Genomic DNA, 14,259 nt, shown 5'->3' on the forward strand with positions numbered 1-14,259 from the left:
GCGCGCCGGCAGGATGCGAGCGTGTTCCGGGATCGATGCCGTGGCGCTGCGGCAGGGCGCAGCCGCCGGCTCAGAGCCCGACATAGCGGCGGCCATAGCGGCGTCCGAGGCTGGTCAGGATCTCGTAGCCGATGGTCTTGGCGCCCGCTCCCACCGCCTCGAGATCGAGCGGCCCGCCGAGAAGCGTCACCGCCTCGCCGCGCGCCGCCGAAGGCGCATCGGTGACGTCGAGGATGATCAGATCCATCGAGACCGAGCCGACGAAGGGACAGGCGACCCCGCCGACCAGCGCCGTGCCGCCGGGGAGGGCGTCGGTGCCGCTGGCATTGCGCGGATAGCCATCGGCATAGCCGAGGCAGATGGTGGCGAGGAGGCTGCGGCGGGGTGCCGTCCAGCGGCCATTATAGCCCACCTGCGCTCCGGCCTCGACGCTGCGCAGCTGGATGATGCGGGCCTCGAGGCCGACGACCTGGCGCATCGGATTGGCGCGGCCCGGCGTCGGATTGCCGCCATAGAGCGCATAGCCCGGGCGGGTCAGGGCGTAGGAGGGGCAATCCGGCAGGAAATGGCCGGAGGAGTTCTTGAGCGAGGCCGGCAGCCCGGGAAAGGCCGCGGCGATCGTGGCGAAGTCGGCGGCCTGCCGCTCGCTGGCGGGATCGGCCTCGTCCTCGGAGGCCGAGAAATGCGTCATCAGCAGGCCGATCCCGGCGGCCGCGACCGCGTCATGCCCGCGCGCCAGATCGAGCGCTTCGGACGGCTGCAGGCCCAGCCGGTTCATGCCGGTATCGACATGCAGGGCGGCCGGGCGCACCGCCGCGCCCGTCGCCCGGAAGCCGCTCCACTCCGCCAGCTCGTCCCGCGAGCCCAGCACCGGCGACAGGGCGTGCTCGGCGTAGACCGCGCATCGACCAGGCAGCAGCCCGTTCAGCACATAGATCGTCGCCTCCGGCGCGACGCTGCGCGCCCTGATGCCCTCGGAGAGATGCGCGACGAAGAAGCTCCGGCAGCCGGCGCCGGAAAGCGCCGTGACCGCCGGCTCGATGCCGATGCCATAGGCGTCGGCCTTGACCACGGCGCCCGCTTCGCTCCCCGCCAGCGCCGCCAGCTGGCGCCAATTCGCCACCAGCGCGCCGAGATCGACGGTCAGCGTCGCGGCGTCGGTGTGGGGCTGGACCGTGTCGAAGCGGCTCATAGACGATCCGGCAGATGCGATTCATCGGCGCGGTCGGAGAAGCGCGTGACATCGGCGTCGAATTGCAGCTGCACCGTGCCGGTGGGGCCGTGGCGCTGCTTGCCGATGATCAGCTCGGCCAGCCCATGCGCCTGCTCCATCTCGATCTGCCATTTATTGTGCTCTTCGGTGCCGGGGCGCGGCTCCTTGCCCTTGAGGTAATATTCCTCGCGATAGACGAACATCACCACGTCGGCATCCTGCTCGATCGAGCCGGATTCGCGCAGATCCGACAATTGCGGGCGCTTGTCGTCGCGGCTCTCGACCTGGCGCGAGAGCTGCGACAGCGCGATGATCGGCACCGACAGCTCCTTGGCCAGCGCCTTCAGGCTGGTGGTGATCTCGGTCAGCTCCTGCACGCGGTTCTGGCCGTTCTTGCCGGAGCCCGAGAGCAGCTGGAGATAGTCGATGAACAGGACGTCCAGCCCCTTCTGGCGCTTGAGCCGGCGGGCGCGGGCGACGAGCTGGGCGATCGAGATGCCGCCGGTCTGGTCGATATAGAGCGGCAGCTTCTCGATCTGCGCCGCGACATCGGTCAGCCGCGCGAAATCGGCCTCGGTGATACGGCCCTGCCTGATCTTGTAGGAGGAGATGCCGGACTGCTCGGCGACGATACGCGTGGCCAGCTGGTCGGCCGACATTTCCAGCGAGAAGAAGGCGACGATGCCGCCGTCGACGCTCTTGATCGAGCCGTCGGGCTGGCGCTCGCCGCGCCAGTTCTTGGCGATGTTGAAGGCGATGTTGGTGGCGAGCGAGGTCTTGCCCATGGCCGGGCGCCCGGCCAGCACGATCAGGTCCGAAGGCTGCAGCCCGCCCATGCGCTGGTCGAGGTCGCGCAGCCCGGACGAAATGCCGGACAGGCCGCCGGCGCGCTGATAGGCGCTCGCCGCCATGTCGATGGCGAGGCGCAGCGCCCCGTCGAATTTCTGGAAGCCGCCCTCGTAGCGGCCTTTTTCCGCCAGCTCGTAGAGCTTGCGCTCGGCCTCCTCGATCTGCTCGCGCGGCGGCAGGTCGACCGGCGCGTCATAGGCGACGTTGACCAGATCCTCGCCGACGCCGATCAGCTGGCGGCGGATGGCGAGGTCGTAGACGGTGCGCCCGTAATCCTGGGCGTTGATCACGGTCGTCGCTTCGGCCGCCAGCCGCGCCAGATATTGCGAGGCGGTGATGCCGCCGAGATCCATCTCGCCGACGAAGGTCTTCAGCGTGATCGGCGTGGCGATCTTGCCGGCGCGGATCAGGCTCGCCATCAGCTCGAAGACGCGCTGGTGGATCGGCTCGAAGAAATGCTCCGGCAGCAGGAAATCGGAAACCCGGTAGAAAGCCTCGTTATTGACCAGGATCGCGCCCAGCAGCGCCTGCTCGGCCTCGATGTTCTGGGGCTGGACGCGGTAATCCGGCTCGCGAGTGTCGAGGCGGGCGACGAGGGCGGTTGCTGTGGCCATGGCCTTCGATAGGTCAGAATCGGCGGGCAGGGAAACCGAAACAAAAAGAGAACACAAGATTTAGGCGGAACTCTGCCCGCTGTCCACAGGCCGGCTGCGTCCCCGCTATCGGCGCCGACCGATTCTGCCTCCTGCGCGCGTGCCGCGCCTGCCGCCGGGCCCATGAAAAAGGGCGCCGCGATCGCTCGCGGCGCCCCTGTTTTCGGTCCGGCGTCGCGTGCGATCAGCGATCGTCTTCGCCGGCCTCGGCCAGCGCGGCGCCGACCTCGAGCCCGAGATCGTCGAGGTCGAACTCCTCGCGGGCGGTGACGTTCTCGCCGCGGACCTGGCGCTCGGCCTCCTCGGCGGAGCGGGCGACGTTGATCGTCACCGTCACCGAGACTTCAGGGTGCAGCACGACCGGGACGGTGTGCAGGCCGAGCGTCTTGATCGGCGCGTTGAGCGTGACCTGGCTGCGCGCGACGTTGAAGCCGTCGGCGGTCAGCGATTCCGCGATGTCGCGGGTCGAGACCGAGCCGTAGAGCACGCCGGACTCGCCGGACTGGCGCAGGATCACGACCGAATGCCCGTTCAGCGTCTCGGCGACCGATTCGGCCTCCGACTTCAGCTCGAGATTGCGGGTCTCGAGCTCGAGCTTCTGGCTTTCGAAGCGCTTGCGGTTCTCTTCGGTGGCGCGCAGCGCCTTGCCGCGGGCGAGCAGGTAGTTGCGGCCGAAGCCGTCGCGGACGCGGACGACTTCGCCCATCTGGCCGAGCTTGGCGACGCGTTCGAGCAGGATCACTTCCATGGTCTTCTTCTCCGTGATGAGTCTGGTGGATGGTCAGGCGTTGGGTGGTGGCGGGGGAGCCAGCCGCTTGCGCAGGCTGAACAGGGTGTCGAGGAAGCCGGCCAGGACCAGCAGGGGGGTCAGCACGGCCTGCATCACGACGAGCGCGACATACACCGAGATCAGCATCGGCATGCGCCAGGGCCGGCCGCGCGAGGCGTCGTGCAGGAAAGCGAGGCCGGTGAACATGAAGGCGGCGAGCAGCGCGCCGGTCAGCGCCGCGCCGGCGACGCCGATGAAGCCGCCCAGCGCCGAGGCGACCAGCGCCAGCACCAGCAGCAGCAGGGCCTGGCGGGGCAGGGCGGTGGAGGGGATGAAGGGCCAGGGCCGCGCCAGACGGCCCGAGACCTGCACCACCTTGGCGGCGATCCAGAGATTGAGCGCGATGGTGGTGACGAAGGAGGCGCCGATGCCGACCGGAACGGCCGGGGCCAGCGTCTGCGCGAGATCGCGCACGCCGACATCGGAGGGCAGGTTGACCAGCTTGGCCCGCGACATCTCGGTCAGCAGGTTCTCGATCATCCGGGTGATGACGCCGCGATAAGATTCGTAATCGGTGGTCATCACCAGCGCGCTGCCGACCGTGACCAGGGCCGCCGTACCGGCGATCCAGAGCAGCAGCCGGCCGAGTGGGTACCATTCGACGCCATGCTCCTCCTGCCGTGCGAGCAGCGCGAGATAGGCGATCCACCAGGCGGGGAGGGCGATGATCACGGCATAGGCGGCGCCGGCCGAGGCCACGAGCACGATGGCGATGGCGATCGCCCCGGTGAGGCTGGCGACGAGGCCCGACCGGTGGTTCCAGCCCAGCGCGGCGATGAAGATGGGAAGCGGGGCCGCGGAGTACAGCAGCAGCGCCAGCGGCGATCCCGTGATCACCACTGCGAAGAGCAGAGCCGAAACGAGGCCTGCGCCGATGCCGACGGTTGCGAGCATGTCCTGTCCTGCTGTCCCGCTGCTCGCAGCCTCGCGGCCGGCAGGGTGAGAGGCGCTTTCGCCTCAACGAACCAGGCGGGGTTTCACCGCCGGGCGACCAGATGGAAAGAGAAGGCCCGGCGGCGCCCGAAGACGCCGCCGGAAAACGTATGAGCTCAGCGGATGACGTAGGGCAGCAGGCCGAGGAAGCGGGCGCGCTTGATGGCCTGGGCCAGCTCGCGCTGCTTCTTGGCCGACACCGCGGTGATCCGCGACGGCACGATCTTGCCGCGCTCCGAGATGTAGCGCGAGAGCAGGCGCACATCCTTGTAGTCGATCTTCGGGGCGCCCTCGCCCGAGAAGGGGCAGGATTTGCGGCGGCGGAAGAAGGGGCGGCGTGCGCCGGCTGATGCAGTCGACATGGCTCAGGCCTCCGCGCCGGTGGTTTCGGTGGTCTCGTCGTCGCGACGCGGGCGGTCGCGACGTGGGCCGCGATCGAAGCGATCGCCGCCGCCGCTGCGGTCGAAGCGGTCGCCCCGCTCGCCGCGATCGTCACGGTCGCGCTTCTGCAGCATGGCCGACTGGCCTTCCTCGAGCTCCTCGACGCGCACGGTCAGGAAGCGCAGCACATCTTCGTTGATGCGCATCTGGCGCTCCATCTCCAGCACGGCGGCGGAGGGGGCGTCGATGTTCAGCAGCGAGTAATGCGCCTTGCGGTTCTTCTTGATGCGATAGCCCAGCGACTTCACGCCCCAATACTCGACCTTGGGAACCGAACCGCCATTCGCCTCGATGATGCCCTTGAACTGCTCGACAAGGGTCTCGACCTGCTGCGCGCTGACGTCTTGTCGCGCGAGCATGATATGCTCGTACAATGCCATTGATTGGCCCTTCTGTTTCACCTGCTTCGCCCGGCGCGGAGCCCTCCGAGCCCTGGAACAGGCCCGACAGGATTTCATCGAAGGCGGAGACACGGGATGACGGCGCCTGGAGAAGAGCCTGCGAGCCGTGCCTGCGGGCAGGACTCGCCATCCGTTCAGCCTCCGGCCGAACAAGCAGGGCTGCTCGATACAGCGTCGCCTTGCCCCGCGCAACCGAAATCGCGGCGGTAACCCTGTGAATTTGCATAAAATACCGGCTGAAAGCTTGACGAGGGCGCGCCTGCAATGTGACAGCGCCGGTCCGACGCTGTTTTACCCGCCGTTAATCCTTCAGTCGACCGAGGGCACATGACCATCGCTTTCATCTTCCCGGGACAGGGCTCGCAGGCCGTCGGCATGGGCAAGAGCCTCGCCGAGCAGTTTCCCGCCGCGCGCGCCGTCTTCTCCGAGGTCGACGACGCCCTGTCGCAGAAGCTCTCGACGCTGATGTTCGAGGGACCCCTCGACGAGCTGACCCTCACGGCGAACGCCCAGCCGGCGCTGATGGCGGCGAGCCTCGCCGTGCTGCGCGTGCTGGAGGCGGAGGCCGGGCTCTCGATCGGCCGCGACGCGGCCTTCGTGGCCGGCCATTCGCTCGGCGAATATTCGGCGCTCGCCGCGGCTGGCGCGCTGACGGTGGCCGACGCCGCCCGCCTGCTGCGGATCCGCGGCGACGCCATGCAGAAGGCGGTGCCGGCGGGCGAGGGCGCGATGGCCGCGCTGCTCGGTGCGGAGCTCGATCTCGCCCGCGCGATCGCCGCGGATGCGGCGCAGGGCGAGGTCTGCGAGGCGGCCAACGACAATGGCGGCGGCCAGGTCGTGCTCTCCGGCGCCAAAGCCGCCGTCGAGCGCGCCATCCTCCTCGCCGGCGAGCGCGGCGTGCGGCGCGCCATGCTGCTGCCCGTCTCCGCGCCCTTCCATTGCGCGCTGATGCAGCCGGCGGCCGCGCTGATGCGCGATGCGCTGGCGCAGGTGGAGCTGAAGGCCCCCGCCGTGCCGGTGATGGCCAATGTCGGGGCGGCGCCCTTGTCCGATCCCGACGCGATCCGCGCCTCGCTCGTCGCGCAGGTCACGGGCACGGTGCGCTGGCGCGAATGCGTGCTCGCCATGGCAGCCGCCGGAGTGACCGAATTCATCGAGCTCGGCAGCGGCAAGGTGCTGGCCGGGTTGGTCAAGCGCATCGTCGCGGGCGGCGCCACCATGTCGGTGGGAACCGCCGACGACGTGGCGGCTTATAAGGCGCGGTCCAACTGACAACGGCGGAAAGCCGGAGCACGGGGAGAGACGATGTTTGAGCTCACGGGGAAGAAGGCGCTGGTGACCGGCGCGACGGGCGGGCTCGGCGGCGAGATCGCCAGGCTGCTGCACCGGCAGGGCGCATCGGTGGCGCTGTCGGGCACGCGGGTCGAGGCGCTGGAGGCGCTGGCGGCCGAACTCGGCGAGCGGGCCTTCGTCACGCCCTGCAACCTCTCCGACAAGGATTCGGTCGAAGCGCTTGTCCCTGCGGCGGAGGCCGCGCTGGGCGGGCTCGACATCCTCGTCAACAATGCCGGCATCACGCGGGACAATCTGTTCCTGCGCCTCAAGGACGAGGATTGGGACAGCGTCATCGCCGTCAATCTCACCGCCGCCTTCCGGCTGTCGCGGGCCGCGGTCAAGTCGATGATGCGCCGGCGCCATGGCCGCATCATCTCGATCGGCTCGATCGTCGGGACCACCGGCAATCCGGGCCAGGGCAATTACGCCGCCGCGAAGGCCGGGCTGATCGGCATGTCCAAGGCCCTGGCGGCGGAGGTGGCGAGCCGCAACATCACCGTGAACGTCGTCGCCCCGGGCTTCATCGAGTCGCCGATGACGCAGGCGCTGAACGAGAAGCAGCGGGAGGGCATTCTCGCCGACGTGCCGATGGGCCGGCTCGGCTCGGGGGCCGACATTGCCGCCGCGGTCGCCTATCTCGCCAGTGACGAGGCTGCCTACATCACCGGGCAAACCCTGCATGTGAACGGTGGAATGACAATGATCTGAAGGGGTTGACGCGAGGTGCCGAGGTCGTGCCGGAAGCGCCGCTTCGCTCTCGCCAGCCTCAAAGCCCTGTGCTAACTAGCGCGCACGCGCCGGGCGTGGCTCGCCGGGGGGCTTGACGGAACCCAGGTTGTTGCGTTTGTGCAGGCGTTGAGAGTCCGCCCCGCTCGTCCCCGGACAGGCGGGATTCCGGAGTGCATATCCCACTACGCGTCGCGATCGAGCGGTGTGTTTTTCAAGCTTTAAGGAAGAGACCCATGAGCGATGTCGCCGAGCGCGTGAAGAAGATCGTGGTCGAGCATCTCGGCGTCGAGCCTGAGAAGGTCGTCGACGGCGCGAACTTCATTGAGGATCTGGGCGCCGACAGCCTCGACACGGTCGAGCTGGTCATGGCGTTCGAGGAAGAGTTCGGCGTCGAGATCCCCGACGATGCGGCCGAGACGATCGTGACCGTCGGCGACGCCGTCAAGTTCCTGTCGAAGAGCGCCTGACCGGACGGTCCGGCACGCGCTGAAAGAGCCATGGCCTCGCAACGTCCACCTCTGCCACGTCATCCTTCCCTGCGGCGGGTCGTCGTCACCGGCCTCGGCATGGTCACGCCGCTCGGCTGCGGCGTCGAGCCGAGCTGGGCGGCGATCCTGGCGGGGCGGAGCGGGGCCGGGCCGATCACCAGCTTCGACGCGAGCGATCTGCCGGCCCGTATCGCCTGCAACATCATTCGCGGCGATGGCAGCGACGGCAGCTTCAACCCCGATGAGTGGATGGAGCCGAAGGAGCAGCGCAAGGTCGACGACTTCATCGTCTTCGCCATGGCTGCCGCCAAGCAGGCGCTGACCGACGCCGACTGGTTCCCGCATGAGCATGAGGACCAGATCGCGACCGGTGTCGCGATCGGCTCCGGCATCGGCGGGCTCGGCGGCATCTACGAGGCCTCCATCCTGCTGAAGGAGCGTGGGCCGCGCCGGCTCTCGCCCTTCTTTATTCCCGGTCGCCTGAGCAACCTCGCCGCCGGCTATGTCTCGATCGAATACGGGCTCAAGGGCCCCAACCACGCCGTGGTGACCGCCTGCTCCACCGGCGCGCACGCCATCGGCGACGCGGCTCGCATGGTTTCGCTGGGGGATGCCGACGTGATGGTCGCCGGCGGAACCGAATCGGCGATCAACCGGCTCGGCATCGCCGGCTTCTGCGCCTGCCGCGCTTTGTCGACGAATTTCAACGACACGCCGGAAAAGGCCTCCCGGCCCTATGATCGCGACCGCGACGGCTTCGTGATGGGCGAGGGCGCGGGCGTCGTCGTCCTCGAGGAGCTCGAGCACGCTCTGGCGCGCGGCGCGCGCATTTATGCGGAAGTCGTCGGCTACGGCATGTCGGGCGACGCCTATCACATCACCTCGCCGGCCGAGGATGGCGACGGCGCCTATCGCTGCATGGCGATGGCGCTCGACCGCGCCGGCATCACCGCCGCCGATCTCGACTACATCAATGCGCATGGCACCTCGACGCCGCTGGGCGACGAGATCGAATTGCGCGCCGTCGAGCGGCTGCTGGCGAATGCGCCGCAGCGCCCGTCGATGTCCTCGACCAAATCCGCCACCGGCCATCTGCTCGGCGCGGCGGGCGCGATCGAGGCGATCTTCTCGATCCTCGCGATCCGCGACCAGGTCGCGCCGCCGACGATCAACCTCGACAACCCGTCGGTCGAGACGGAGATCGATCTGGTGCCGCATGTCGCGCGCAAGCGCCGCATCGACACCGTGCTGTCGAATTCCTTCGGGTTCGGCGGCACCAACGCCTCGCTCGTGATGCGCCGCTACGGGGACTGAGCGCGCAAACAGCGCGCTTTCGCCACAATATCTGCTAAGGTGTCATCGCGTTCGGCGGTGACGATCTTCCCCGACGATTGTGACGCCGCCGCCGGCAAGGCTGCGGCAGGACGAGTGCGAGTTCTGAACCTGTGAATCAATCGCCACGTGTCGCCCCGAAAAGCCCCAACGAGGCGTTGAAGCCGGTCACGCCGCCGGCACCGCCGCCGAAGGCGCGCCGCCGGCGCCGCAGCCCCTTCATCGCGATGATGAGCGGGTTGTTCACAGCGCTGGTCATCATCGCCGGCTTCGTCGGCGTCGGCATCGCGGTGCTGGACAGCCAGAGCAAGGCGCCCGGCCCGCTGGCGAGCGACCGCGTCCTGATCATTCCCCGCGACAGCGGCCTGACCGAGATCGCCGATCTGCTGCAGCGCGAGGGCATGATCGAGCATCCCTGGACCTTCCGCGCCGCGGCCCTTTTGTCGGGCAACTGGACCAAGCTCAAGGCCGGGGAATACCTGTTCAAGGCCCGCGCCAGCCAGGCCGACATCCTCAACATCATCGCCGAGGGCAAGGCCGTCGAGCACGGCATCACCATTCCCGAGGGGCTGACCAGCGAGCAGATCGTGGCACGCCTGCGCGAGAACGAGCTGCTCAGCGGCGACATCATCCAGACGCCGCGCGAAGGCTCGATCCTGCCCGATACCTACAAATTCCCGCGCGGCTTCGCGCGGCAGGCGATCATCGACCGGATGGCGCGCAGCCATCGCGAGGTCCTCGCCGAGGTCTGGCGGCGCAAGCCGGCCGATCTGCCGATCAAGACCCCGCAGGAGCTGGTCGTGCTGGCCTCGATCGTCGAGAAGGAGACCGGCCGCGCCGATGAGCGCCCGCGCGTGGCCGGCGTCTTCATCAATCGGCTGAACCGCCGCATGAAGCTGCAATCGGACCCGACGATCGTCTATGGGATCGTCGGCGGCAAGGGCACGCTCGGCCGCTCGATCCTGCGCACCGAGATCACCCAGGCGACGCCCTACAACACCTATGTCATCGACGGGCTGCCGCCGGGGCCGATCGCCAATCCGGGCCGCGCCGCGCTCGAGGCCGTGGTCAATCATTCCCGCACCAAGGACCTCTATTTCGTCGCCGACGGCAGCGGCGGCCATGCCTTCGCCGAGACGCTCGAGCAGCATAACCGCAACGTCCAGCGCTGGCGCCAGATCGAGGCGGCGCGCCGCGATCCCGGCCGCGCCGCACCGGACAATTCGGTCGACAAGGTCGAGCCGCCGCCGGCACCGGAGCAGCGCACCGAGGCTCCGGGCGCCCAGCGCGCCGATCTCGGCGAGAGCGACGTCTATCCCGTGCCGGCCAACCGGCGCACCGCCGCCAGCGCCGACGGCACCCGCATCCGCGCCTTCGACGCGTCGGAGGGCACGCCGCGCGACCCGCTGCTCAACAAGACCTTCGATCTCAACTCGCCGAAACAGATTCCGCCGCTGCGGCCCTGAACCGGCCTCTTGCCAGTTTTCCACCAGCCGCTGCAGCCATCTCGCTTGCCGCTCGCCGCACCCGACACTACGGTCCCGCCGCATAAGGGCGACTGAAAGGACCGACGTGGCGATCGAGAGCATGACCGGCTTTGCCCGCATCGCCGGTGTCGAAGGCATCCATGCCTGGGCGTGGGAAATCCGCAGCGTCAACGGGCGCGGGCTCGACATCCGCGTCAGGGTCCCCTCGGGATTCGAGGCCGTCGCGGAGGTCGCGCGCAAGCGGCTCGGCGGCGCCTTCGCGCGCGGCACCCTGCACGTCAACCTCTCCCTCAGCAGCGATGCGGCACCGCCGCGGCCGCGCATCAACGAGGCCGCGCTCGCCGCGCTCGTCGAGGCCGTGGCGCGGCTGCCGGCGAGCGACGCCATCCGGCCGGTCAGCTATGACGGCCTCCTGGCGGTCCGCGGCGTGGTCGAGCTCAGCGATGAGGCGCAGGATGTGCTCGGTCTGGTCGAGGCGCCGGTCCTGGCGGGGCTCGAGGAGGTGGTGGTCGCCTTGCGCCAGGCGCGGCACAGCGAGGGCGCGGCGCTGGAGGCGGTGCTGACCGGGCAGATGGAGACGATCGAAAGGCTGACGCGGGAGGCGGAGGCCCATCCCGCGCGCGGCGTCGAGGCGATCCGCGAGCGGCTCGGCGCGCAGGTCGCGGCGCTGCTCGGCGCGAGCCCGGCGCTCGATCCGCAGCGCTTGCATCAGGAGGCGGCGCTGCTCGCGGTCAAGGCCGATATCCGCGAGGAGCTCGACCGGCTCCAGGCGCATGTCGCGGCGCTGCGGGCGCTGCTGAAACAGGGCGGCCCGATCGGCCGCAAGCTCGATTTTCTCTCCCAGGAATTCGGCCGCGAGGCATCGACGCTCTGCGCGAAAGCCGGCGATGCCGGTCTGTCGCGCATCGGGCTGGAATTGCGCACGGTCGTCGACCAGATGCGCGAGCAGGTTCAGAATGTGGAGTGATGGCTGATGGCTGACGTGCTTCGCCCGGCCCGCCGCGGCCTGATGCTGATCCTGTCCTCGCCGTCGGGCGCCGGCAAATCGACGCTGACGCGGCTGCTCTCGCAGAACGAGAACAATCTCGACCTCTCGATCTCGGTGACGACGCGCCAGCGCCGCTCCTCCGAAATCGACGGCGTGCATTACCGCTTCATCGACCGCGCGAGCTTCGACCAGATGCGCCAGCATAATGATCTGCTGGAATGGGCCGAGGTGCATGGCAATGGCTACGGCACCCCGCGCCGCGACGTCGAGACCTCGCTGCGCGAGGGGCGCGACGTGCTCTTCGACATCGACTGGCAGGGCACCCAGCAGATCGTCAAGAAGGCGCGGGAGGATGTCGTCACCATCTTCATCCTGCCGCCATCGATGGCCGAGCTGCGCTCGCGTCTGGTGCGCCGGGCCGAGGACGCGCCGGAGGTCATCGCCAAGCGCCTCCAGAACGCCCGCGACGAGATCGCCCGCTGGGAGAAATACGATTACGTCATCGTCAACGAGGATGTCGAAGCGGCCTATGCCTCGGTCCGTGCCATCCTCACCGCCGAGCGGTTGAAGAGGACCCGCGCCACCGGCCTCGGCGAATTCGTCGAGCGGCTGCTGGCGGAGCCTCTGCCTTAAAGCGCGGGCTGCGTCGATCCGGCCAGGGAGAGCGGCCTCAGCCCTGCCCGTCCGCTTGCGGCCGCGCGGCCTGGCGCAGTGTCGCCAGCACCTGCGCCAGCCTGACGAAGCCCGCGACAGGGATCTCCTCCGCCCGGGCCGTCTCGGAAAGGCCCGCCGCCTCGATCAGGGGCAGCGGCTCGGGCAGCACGGCCTTCAGGCTCTGGCGCAGCATCTTCCGGCGCTGGCCGAAGGCGGCGAGCGTGATCCGCTCCAGCAGCTTCAGGTCGCAGGGTTCAGGCGCGGGGCGGGGCACGATATGCACGACCGAGGAGGTGATCTTGGGCTGCGGCACGAAGGCGGTGCGCGGCACGTCGAACAGGATCCTCGCCTCGCAGCGCCAGCCGACCAGCACCGCCAGGCGGCCGTAATCGGCGCGCTGCTGCGGCGTCGCCACGATGCGCTCGGCCACTTCGCGCTGGAACATCAGGGTCAGCGAGCTCCACCAGGGCGGCCAGGGATCGGTGCTCAGCCAGCCGACCAGCAGCGGCGTTCCGATATTGTAGGGCAGGTTGGCGACGATGCGGGCCTGGCCCGGCCCGACCAGCGGGCGCAGATCGGTCGCCATGGCGTCGCCATCGACGATCTCCAGCCGGCCGGGATAATGCGCCGCGATCTCGGCGAGCGCCGGCAGGCAGCGCTTGTCGCGCTCGATGGCGATGACCCGTCCGGCGCCATTGGCGAGCAGCGCGCGGGTCAACCCGCCGGGGCCGGGGCCGATCTCGACGACGGTCTCGCCCTCCAGCCTGCCGGCCGCCCGCGCGATCCGGCCGGTCAGATTGAGGTCGAACAGGAAATTCTGGCCGAGCGCCTTCTGCGCCATCAGCCCATGGCGTTCCACCACCTCCCGAAGCGGAGGGAGATCGTCGATCTGGCTCATGCGCCGCCGCTGCCCGTCGCATCCGCCATGCGCCCCGCCAGGCGCAGCGCGGCGCAGAGGCTGTCCGGCCGGGCGATGCCGCGCCCGGCGATGTCGAAAGCCGTGCCATGGTCGGGCGAGGTGCGGATGAAGGGCAGGCCGAGGGTGACGTTGACGCCCTCGTCGAAGGCGATGGTCTTGATCGGGATCAGCGCCTGGTCGTGATACATGGCGAGCGCTGCGTCATAGCCGGCGCGGGCGCGGGCATGGAACATGGTGTCGGCGGGATAGGGGCCGGAAGCGTCGATCCCCAGCGCCCGCAGCGCCGCGACGGCCGGGGCGATGATCTCGGCATCTTCCGAGCCGATGCTGCCGCTCTCTCCCGCATGGGGGTTGAGCCCGCTGAGCGCCAGCCGGGGTGCCGGGATCCCGAATTGCGACCGCAGCCCGGAGGCCACGATCCGCCCGGTCTCGACGATCGCCTCCTGCGTCAGCCGCAGCGGCACCTCGCGCAGCGGGATGTGGATCGTCACCGGCACCACCGCCAGCTCCTCGCACCAGAGCATCATCACCGGGCGCGGCGCGACGCCGTCCACGGCGGCGAGCTGCGCCAGGAACTCGGTATGGCCGGGATGGGCGAAGCCGGCCGCATAGAGCACGGCCTTGGCGATCGGATTGGTCACCACGGCCGCGGCCTGCCCGCGCCGGACGGCAGCGACCGCCTGCTCGATCGAGGCGATGGTGGAGGCGGCCCAGCGCGGGTCGGGCGAGCCCGAGGCCGCCTCGACCGCATGGCCATGGCCGACCACCGGCAGCGCCCTTGAGAACCGGCTGGTCACCCCGTCCCAATCGCTGGATTCCAGCGGCACGGCGAGGTCGAGCCGCCTCGCGACCGCGGCGAGATGGGTGATGTCGCCGAGATAGGCGAAGGCCGGCAGAGCCCGCTCATGCCGCAGCAGCCAGGCGCGCAGAGCCAGTTCGGGGCCGATCCCGGCGGGATCGCCTTGCGTCAATGCGAGGGGGCGCTCGGGCATCCCTGTCTTCCCGTGA

The 14,259-nt window shown here is 69.3% G+C and carries 16 protein-coding genes; 7 read left to right on the plus strand and 9 right to left on the minus strand.

Annotated features, from left to right (window positions below):
• Window positions 1-70 precede the first annotated feature (70 nt).
• From alr to rpsF, 6 genes are all read right to left on the minus strand, one after another.
• Window positions 71-1,192 carry an alanine racemase gene (gene alr, locus ASG72_RS13835; RefSeq protein WP_082540340.1) on the minus strand — a complete coding sequence of 374 codons (1,122 nt, stop codon included), beginning with the start codon at window positions 1,190-1,192 and terminating at the stop codon, window positions 71-73.
• Entirely contained in the window at window positions 1,189-2,676 is a 1,488-nt protein-coding gene (locus ASG72_RS13840) for a replicative DNA helicase (protein ID WP_056713176.1), read from the minus strand. Before ASG72_RS13840 ends, alr begins: the two co-directional genes overlap by 4 nt.
• A gap of 223 nt (window positions 2,677-2,899) precedes the next feature.
• Entirely contained in the window at window positions 2,900-3,463 is a 564-nt protein-coding gene (gene rplI / locus ASG72_RS13845) for a 50S ribosomal protein L9 (RefSeq protein WP_056713177.1), read from the minus strand.
• Window positions 3,464-3,496: 33 nt separating this feature from the next.
• Window positions 3,497-4,438 carry a DUF2232 domain-containing protein gene (locus tag ASG72_RS13850; RefSeq protein WP_056713179.1) on the minus strand — a complete coding sequence of 314 codons (942 nt, stop codon included), beginning with the start codon at window positions 4,436-4,438 and terminating at the stop codon, window positions 3,497-3,499.
• A gap of 155 nt (window positions 4,439-4,593) precedes the next feature.
• Window positions 4,594-4,839: a 30S ribosomal protein S18 gene (rpsR, locus tag ASG72_RS13855; protein WP_038367644.1), complete on the minus strand. Its 246-nt coding sequence runs from the start codon at window positions 4,837-4,839 to the stop codon at window positions 4,594-4,596.
• Window positions 4,840-4,842: 3 nt separating this feature from the next.
• The gene (gene rpsF / locus ASG72_RS13860) at window positions 4,843-5,298 is read right to left on the minus strand and encodes a 30S ribosomal protein S6 (RefSeq protein WP_056713181.1); all 456 of its coding nucleotides are present in this window, start codon (window positions 5,296-5,298) and stop codon (window positions 4,843-4,845) included.
• Window positions 5,299-5,646: 348 nt separating this feature from the next.
• Here rpsF and fabD point away from each other — a divergent pair, with 348 nt between their 5' ends.
• The 4 genes from fabD to fabF all read left to right on the plus strand — a co-directional run bounded on the left by fabD (window position 5,647) and on the right by fabF (window position 9,185).
• On the plus strand, window positions 5,647-6,591 hold the full coding sequence (gene fabD, locus ASG72_RS13865) for an ACP S-malonyltransferase (protein WP_056713183.1): 945 nt from the start codon (window positions 5,647-5,649) through the stop codon (window positions 6,589-6,591).
• A 33-nt stretch (window positions 6,592-6,624) separates the two neighbouring features.
• On the plus strand, window positions 6,625-7,362 hold the full coding sequence (fabG, locus tag ASG72_RS13870; RefSeq protein ID WP_056713186.1) for a 3-oxoacyl-[acyl-carrier-protein] reductase: 738 nt from the start codon (window positions 6,625-6,627) through the stop codon (window positions 7,360-7,362).
• 254 nt (window positions 7,363-7,616) lie between these two features.
• Window positions 7,617-7,850, plus strand: a complete 234-nt coding sequence (locus tag ASG72_RS13875; RefSeq protein ID WP_056713189.1) for an acyl carrier protein — start codon at window positions 7,617-7,619, stop codon at window positions 7,848-7,850.
• 69 nt (window positions 7,851-7,919) lie between these two features.
• Window positions 7,920-9,185 (plus strand): beta-ketoacyl-ACP synthase II, encoded by a 1,266-nt coding sequence (gene fabF, locus ASG72_RS13880; RefSeq protein WP_056714692.1) that lies wholly within the window; start codon window positions 7,920-7,922, stop codon window positions 9,183-9,185.
• Between the two features lie 136 nt (window positions 9,186-9,321).
• Here the strand turns inward: fabF and ASG72_RS21465 are convergent, their stop codons facing one another.
• Window positions 9,322-9,450 (minus strand): hypothetical protein, encoded by a 129-nt coding sequence (locus ASG72_RS21465; RefSeq protein ID WP_348271601.1) that lies wholly within the window; start codon window positions 9,448-9,450, stop codon window positions 9,322-9,324.
• Here ASG72_RS21465 and mltG point away from each other — a divergent pair.
• The 3 genes from mltG to gmk all read left to right on the plus strand — a co-directional run bounded on the left by mltG (window position 9,434) and on the right by gmk (window position 12,311).
• Complete coding sequence (gene mltG / locus ASG72_RS13885; RefSeq protein ID WP_348271600.1) at window positions 9,434-10,669, plus strand: endolytic transglycosylase MltG; 1,236 nt, start codon at window positions 9,434-9,436, stop codon at window positions 10,667-10,669. The genes ASG72_RS21465 and mltG overlap by 17 nt on opposite strands.
• Window positions 10,670-10,775: 106 nt before the next feature.
• A complete protein-coding gene (locus ASG72_RS13890; protein ID WP_056713193.1) occupies window positions 10,776-11,657 on the plus strand; it encodes a YicC/YloC family endoribonuclease in 882 nt (293 codons plus the stop codon).
• Window positions 11,658-11,663: 6 nt separating this feature from the next.
• Complete coding sequence (gmk, locus tag ASG72_RS13895) at window positions 11,664-12,311, plus strand: guanylate kinase (RefSeq protein WP_056713195.1); 648 nt, start codon at window positions 11,664-11,666, stop codon at window positions 12,309-12,311.
• 37 nt (window positions 12,312-12,348) lie between these two features.
• Here gmk and rsmA read toward each other — a convergent pair whose 3' ends face one another.
• Together rsmA and pdxA are read right to left on the minus strand one after the other, a co-directional pair.
• On the minus strand, window positions 12,349-13,230 hold the full coding sequence (gene rsmA, locus ASG72_RS13900; RefSeq protein ID WP_056713197.1) for a 16S rRNA (adenine(1518)-N(6)/adenine(1519)-N(6))-dimethyltransferase RsmA: 882 nt from the start codon (window positions 13,228-13,230) through the stop codon (window positions 12,349-12,351).
• A complete protein-coding gene (pdxA, locus tag ASG72_RS13905; RefSeq protein WP_056713198.1) occupies window positions 13,227-14,243 on the minus strand; it encodes a 4-hydroxythreonine-4-phosphate dehydrogenase PdxA in 1,017 nt (338 codons plus the stop codon). The genes rsmA and pdxA overlap by 4 nt, the downstream gene beginning before the upstream one ends.
• Window positions 14,244-14,259 lie beyond the last annotated feature (16 nt).

The sequence above is a fragment of the Allobosea sp. Leaf344 genome (assembly GCF_001426225.1).
Taxonomy (GTDB): domain Bacteria; phylum Pseudomonadota; class Alphaproteobacteria; order Rhizobiales; family Beijerinckiaceae; genus Allobosea.

What these genes read in the sequence shown, in the direction of transcription:
- alr (WP_082540340.1), bottom strand. Translation starts at nt 1,192, where the DNA reads ATGAGCCGCTTCGACACGGTCCAGCCCCACACCGACGCCGCGACGCTG.
- ASG72_RS13840 (WP_056713176.1), bottom strand. Translation starts at nt 2,676, where the DNA reads ATGGCCACAGCAACCGCCCTCGTCGCCCGCCTCGACACTCGCGAGCCG.
- rplI (WP_056713177.1), bottom strand. Translation starts at nt 3,463, where the DNA reads ATGGAAGTGATCCTGCTCGAACGCGTCGCCAAGCTCGGCCAGATGGGC.
- ASG72_RS13850 (WP_056713179.1), bottom strand. Translation starts at nt 4,438, where the DNA reads ATGCTCGCAACCGTCGGCATCGGCGCAGGCCTCGTTTCGGCTCTGCTC.
- rpsR (WP_038367644.1), bottom strand. Translation starts at nt 4,839, where the DNA reads ATGTCGACTGCATCAGCCGGCGCACGCCGCCCCTTCTTCCGCCGCCGC.
- rpsF (WP_056713181.1), bottom strand. Translation starts at nt 5,298, where the DNA reads ATGGCATTGTACGAGCATATCATGCTCGCGCGACAAGACGTCAGCGCG.
- fabD (WP_056713183.1), top strand. Translation starts at nt 5,647, where the DNA reads ATGACCATCGCTTTCATCTTCCCGGGACAGGGCTCGCAGGCCGTCGGC.
- fabG (WP_056713186.1), top strand. Translation starts at nt 6,625, where the DNA reads ATGTTTGAGCTCACGGGGAAGAAGGCGCTGGTGACCGGCGCGACGGGC.
- ASG72_RS13875 (WP_056713189.1), top strand. Translation starts at nt 7,617, where the DNA reads ATGAGCGATGTCGCCGAGCGCGTGAAGAAGATCGTGGTCGAGCATCTC.
- mltG (WP_348271600.1), top strand. Translation starts at nt 9,434, where the DNA reads ATGAGCGGGTTGTTCACAGCGCTGGTCATCATCGCCGGCTTCGTCGGC.
- gmk (WP_056713195.1), top strand. Translation starts at nt 11,664, where the DNA reads ATGGCTGACGTGCTTCGCCCGGCCCGCCGCGGCCTGATGCTGATCCTG.
- rsmA (WP_056713197.1), bottom strand. Translation starts at nt 13,230, where the DNA reads ATGAGCCAGATCGACGATCTCCCTCCGCTTCGGGAGGTGGTGGAACGC.
- pdxA (WP_056713198.1), bottom strand. Translation starts at nt 14,243, where the DNA reads ATGCCCGAGCGCCCCCTCGCATTGACGCAAGGCGATCCCGCCGGGATC.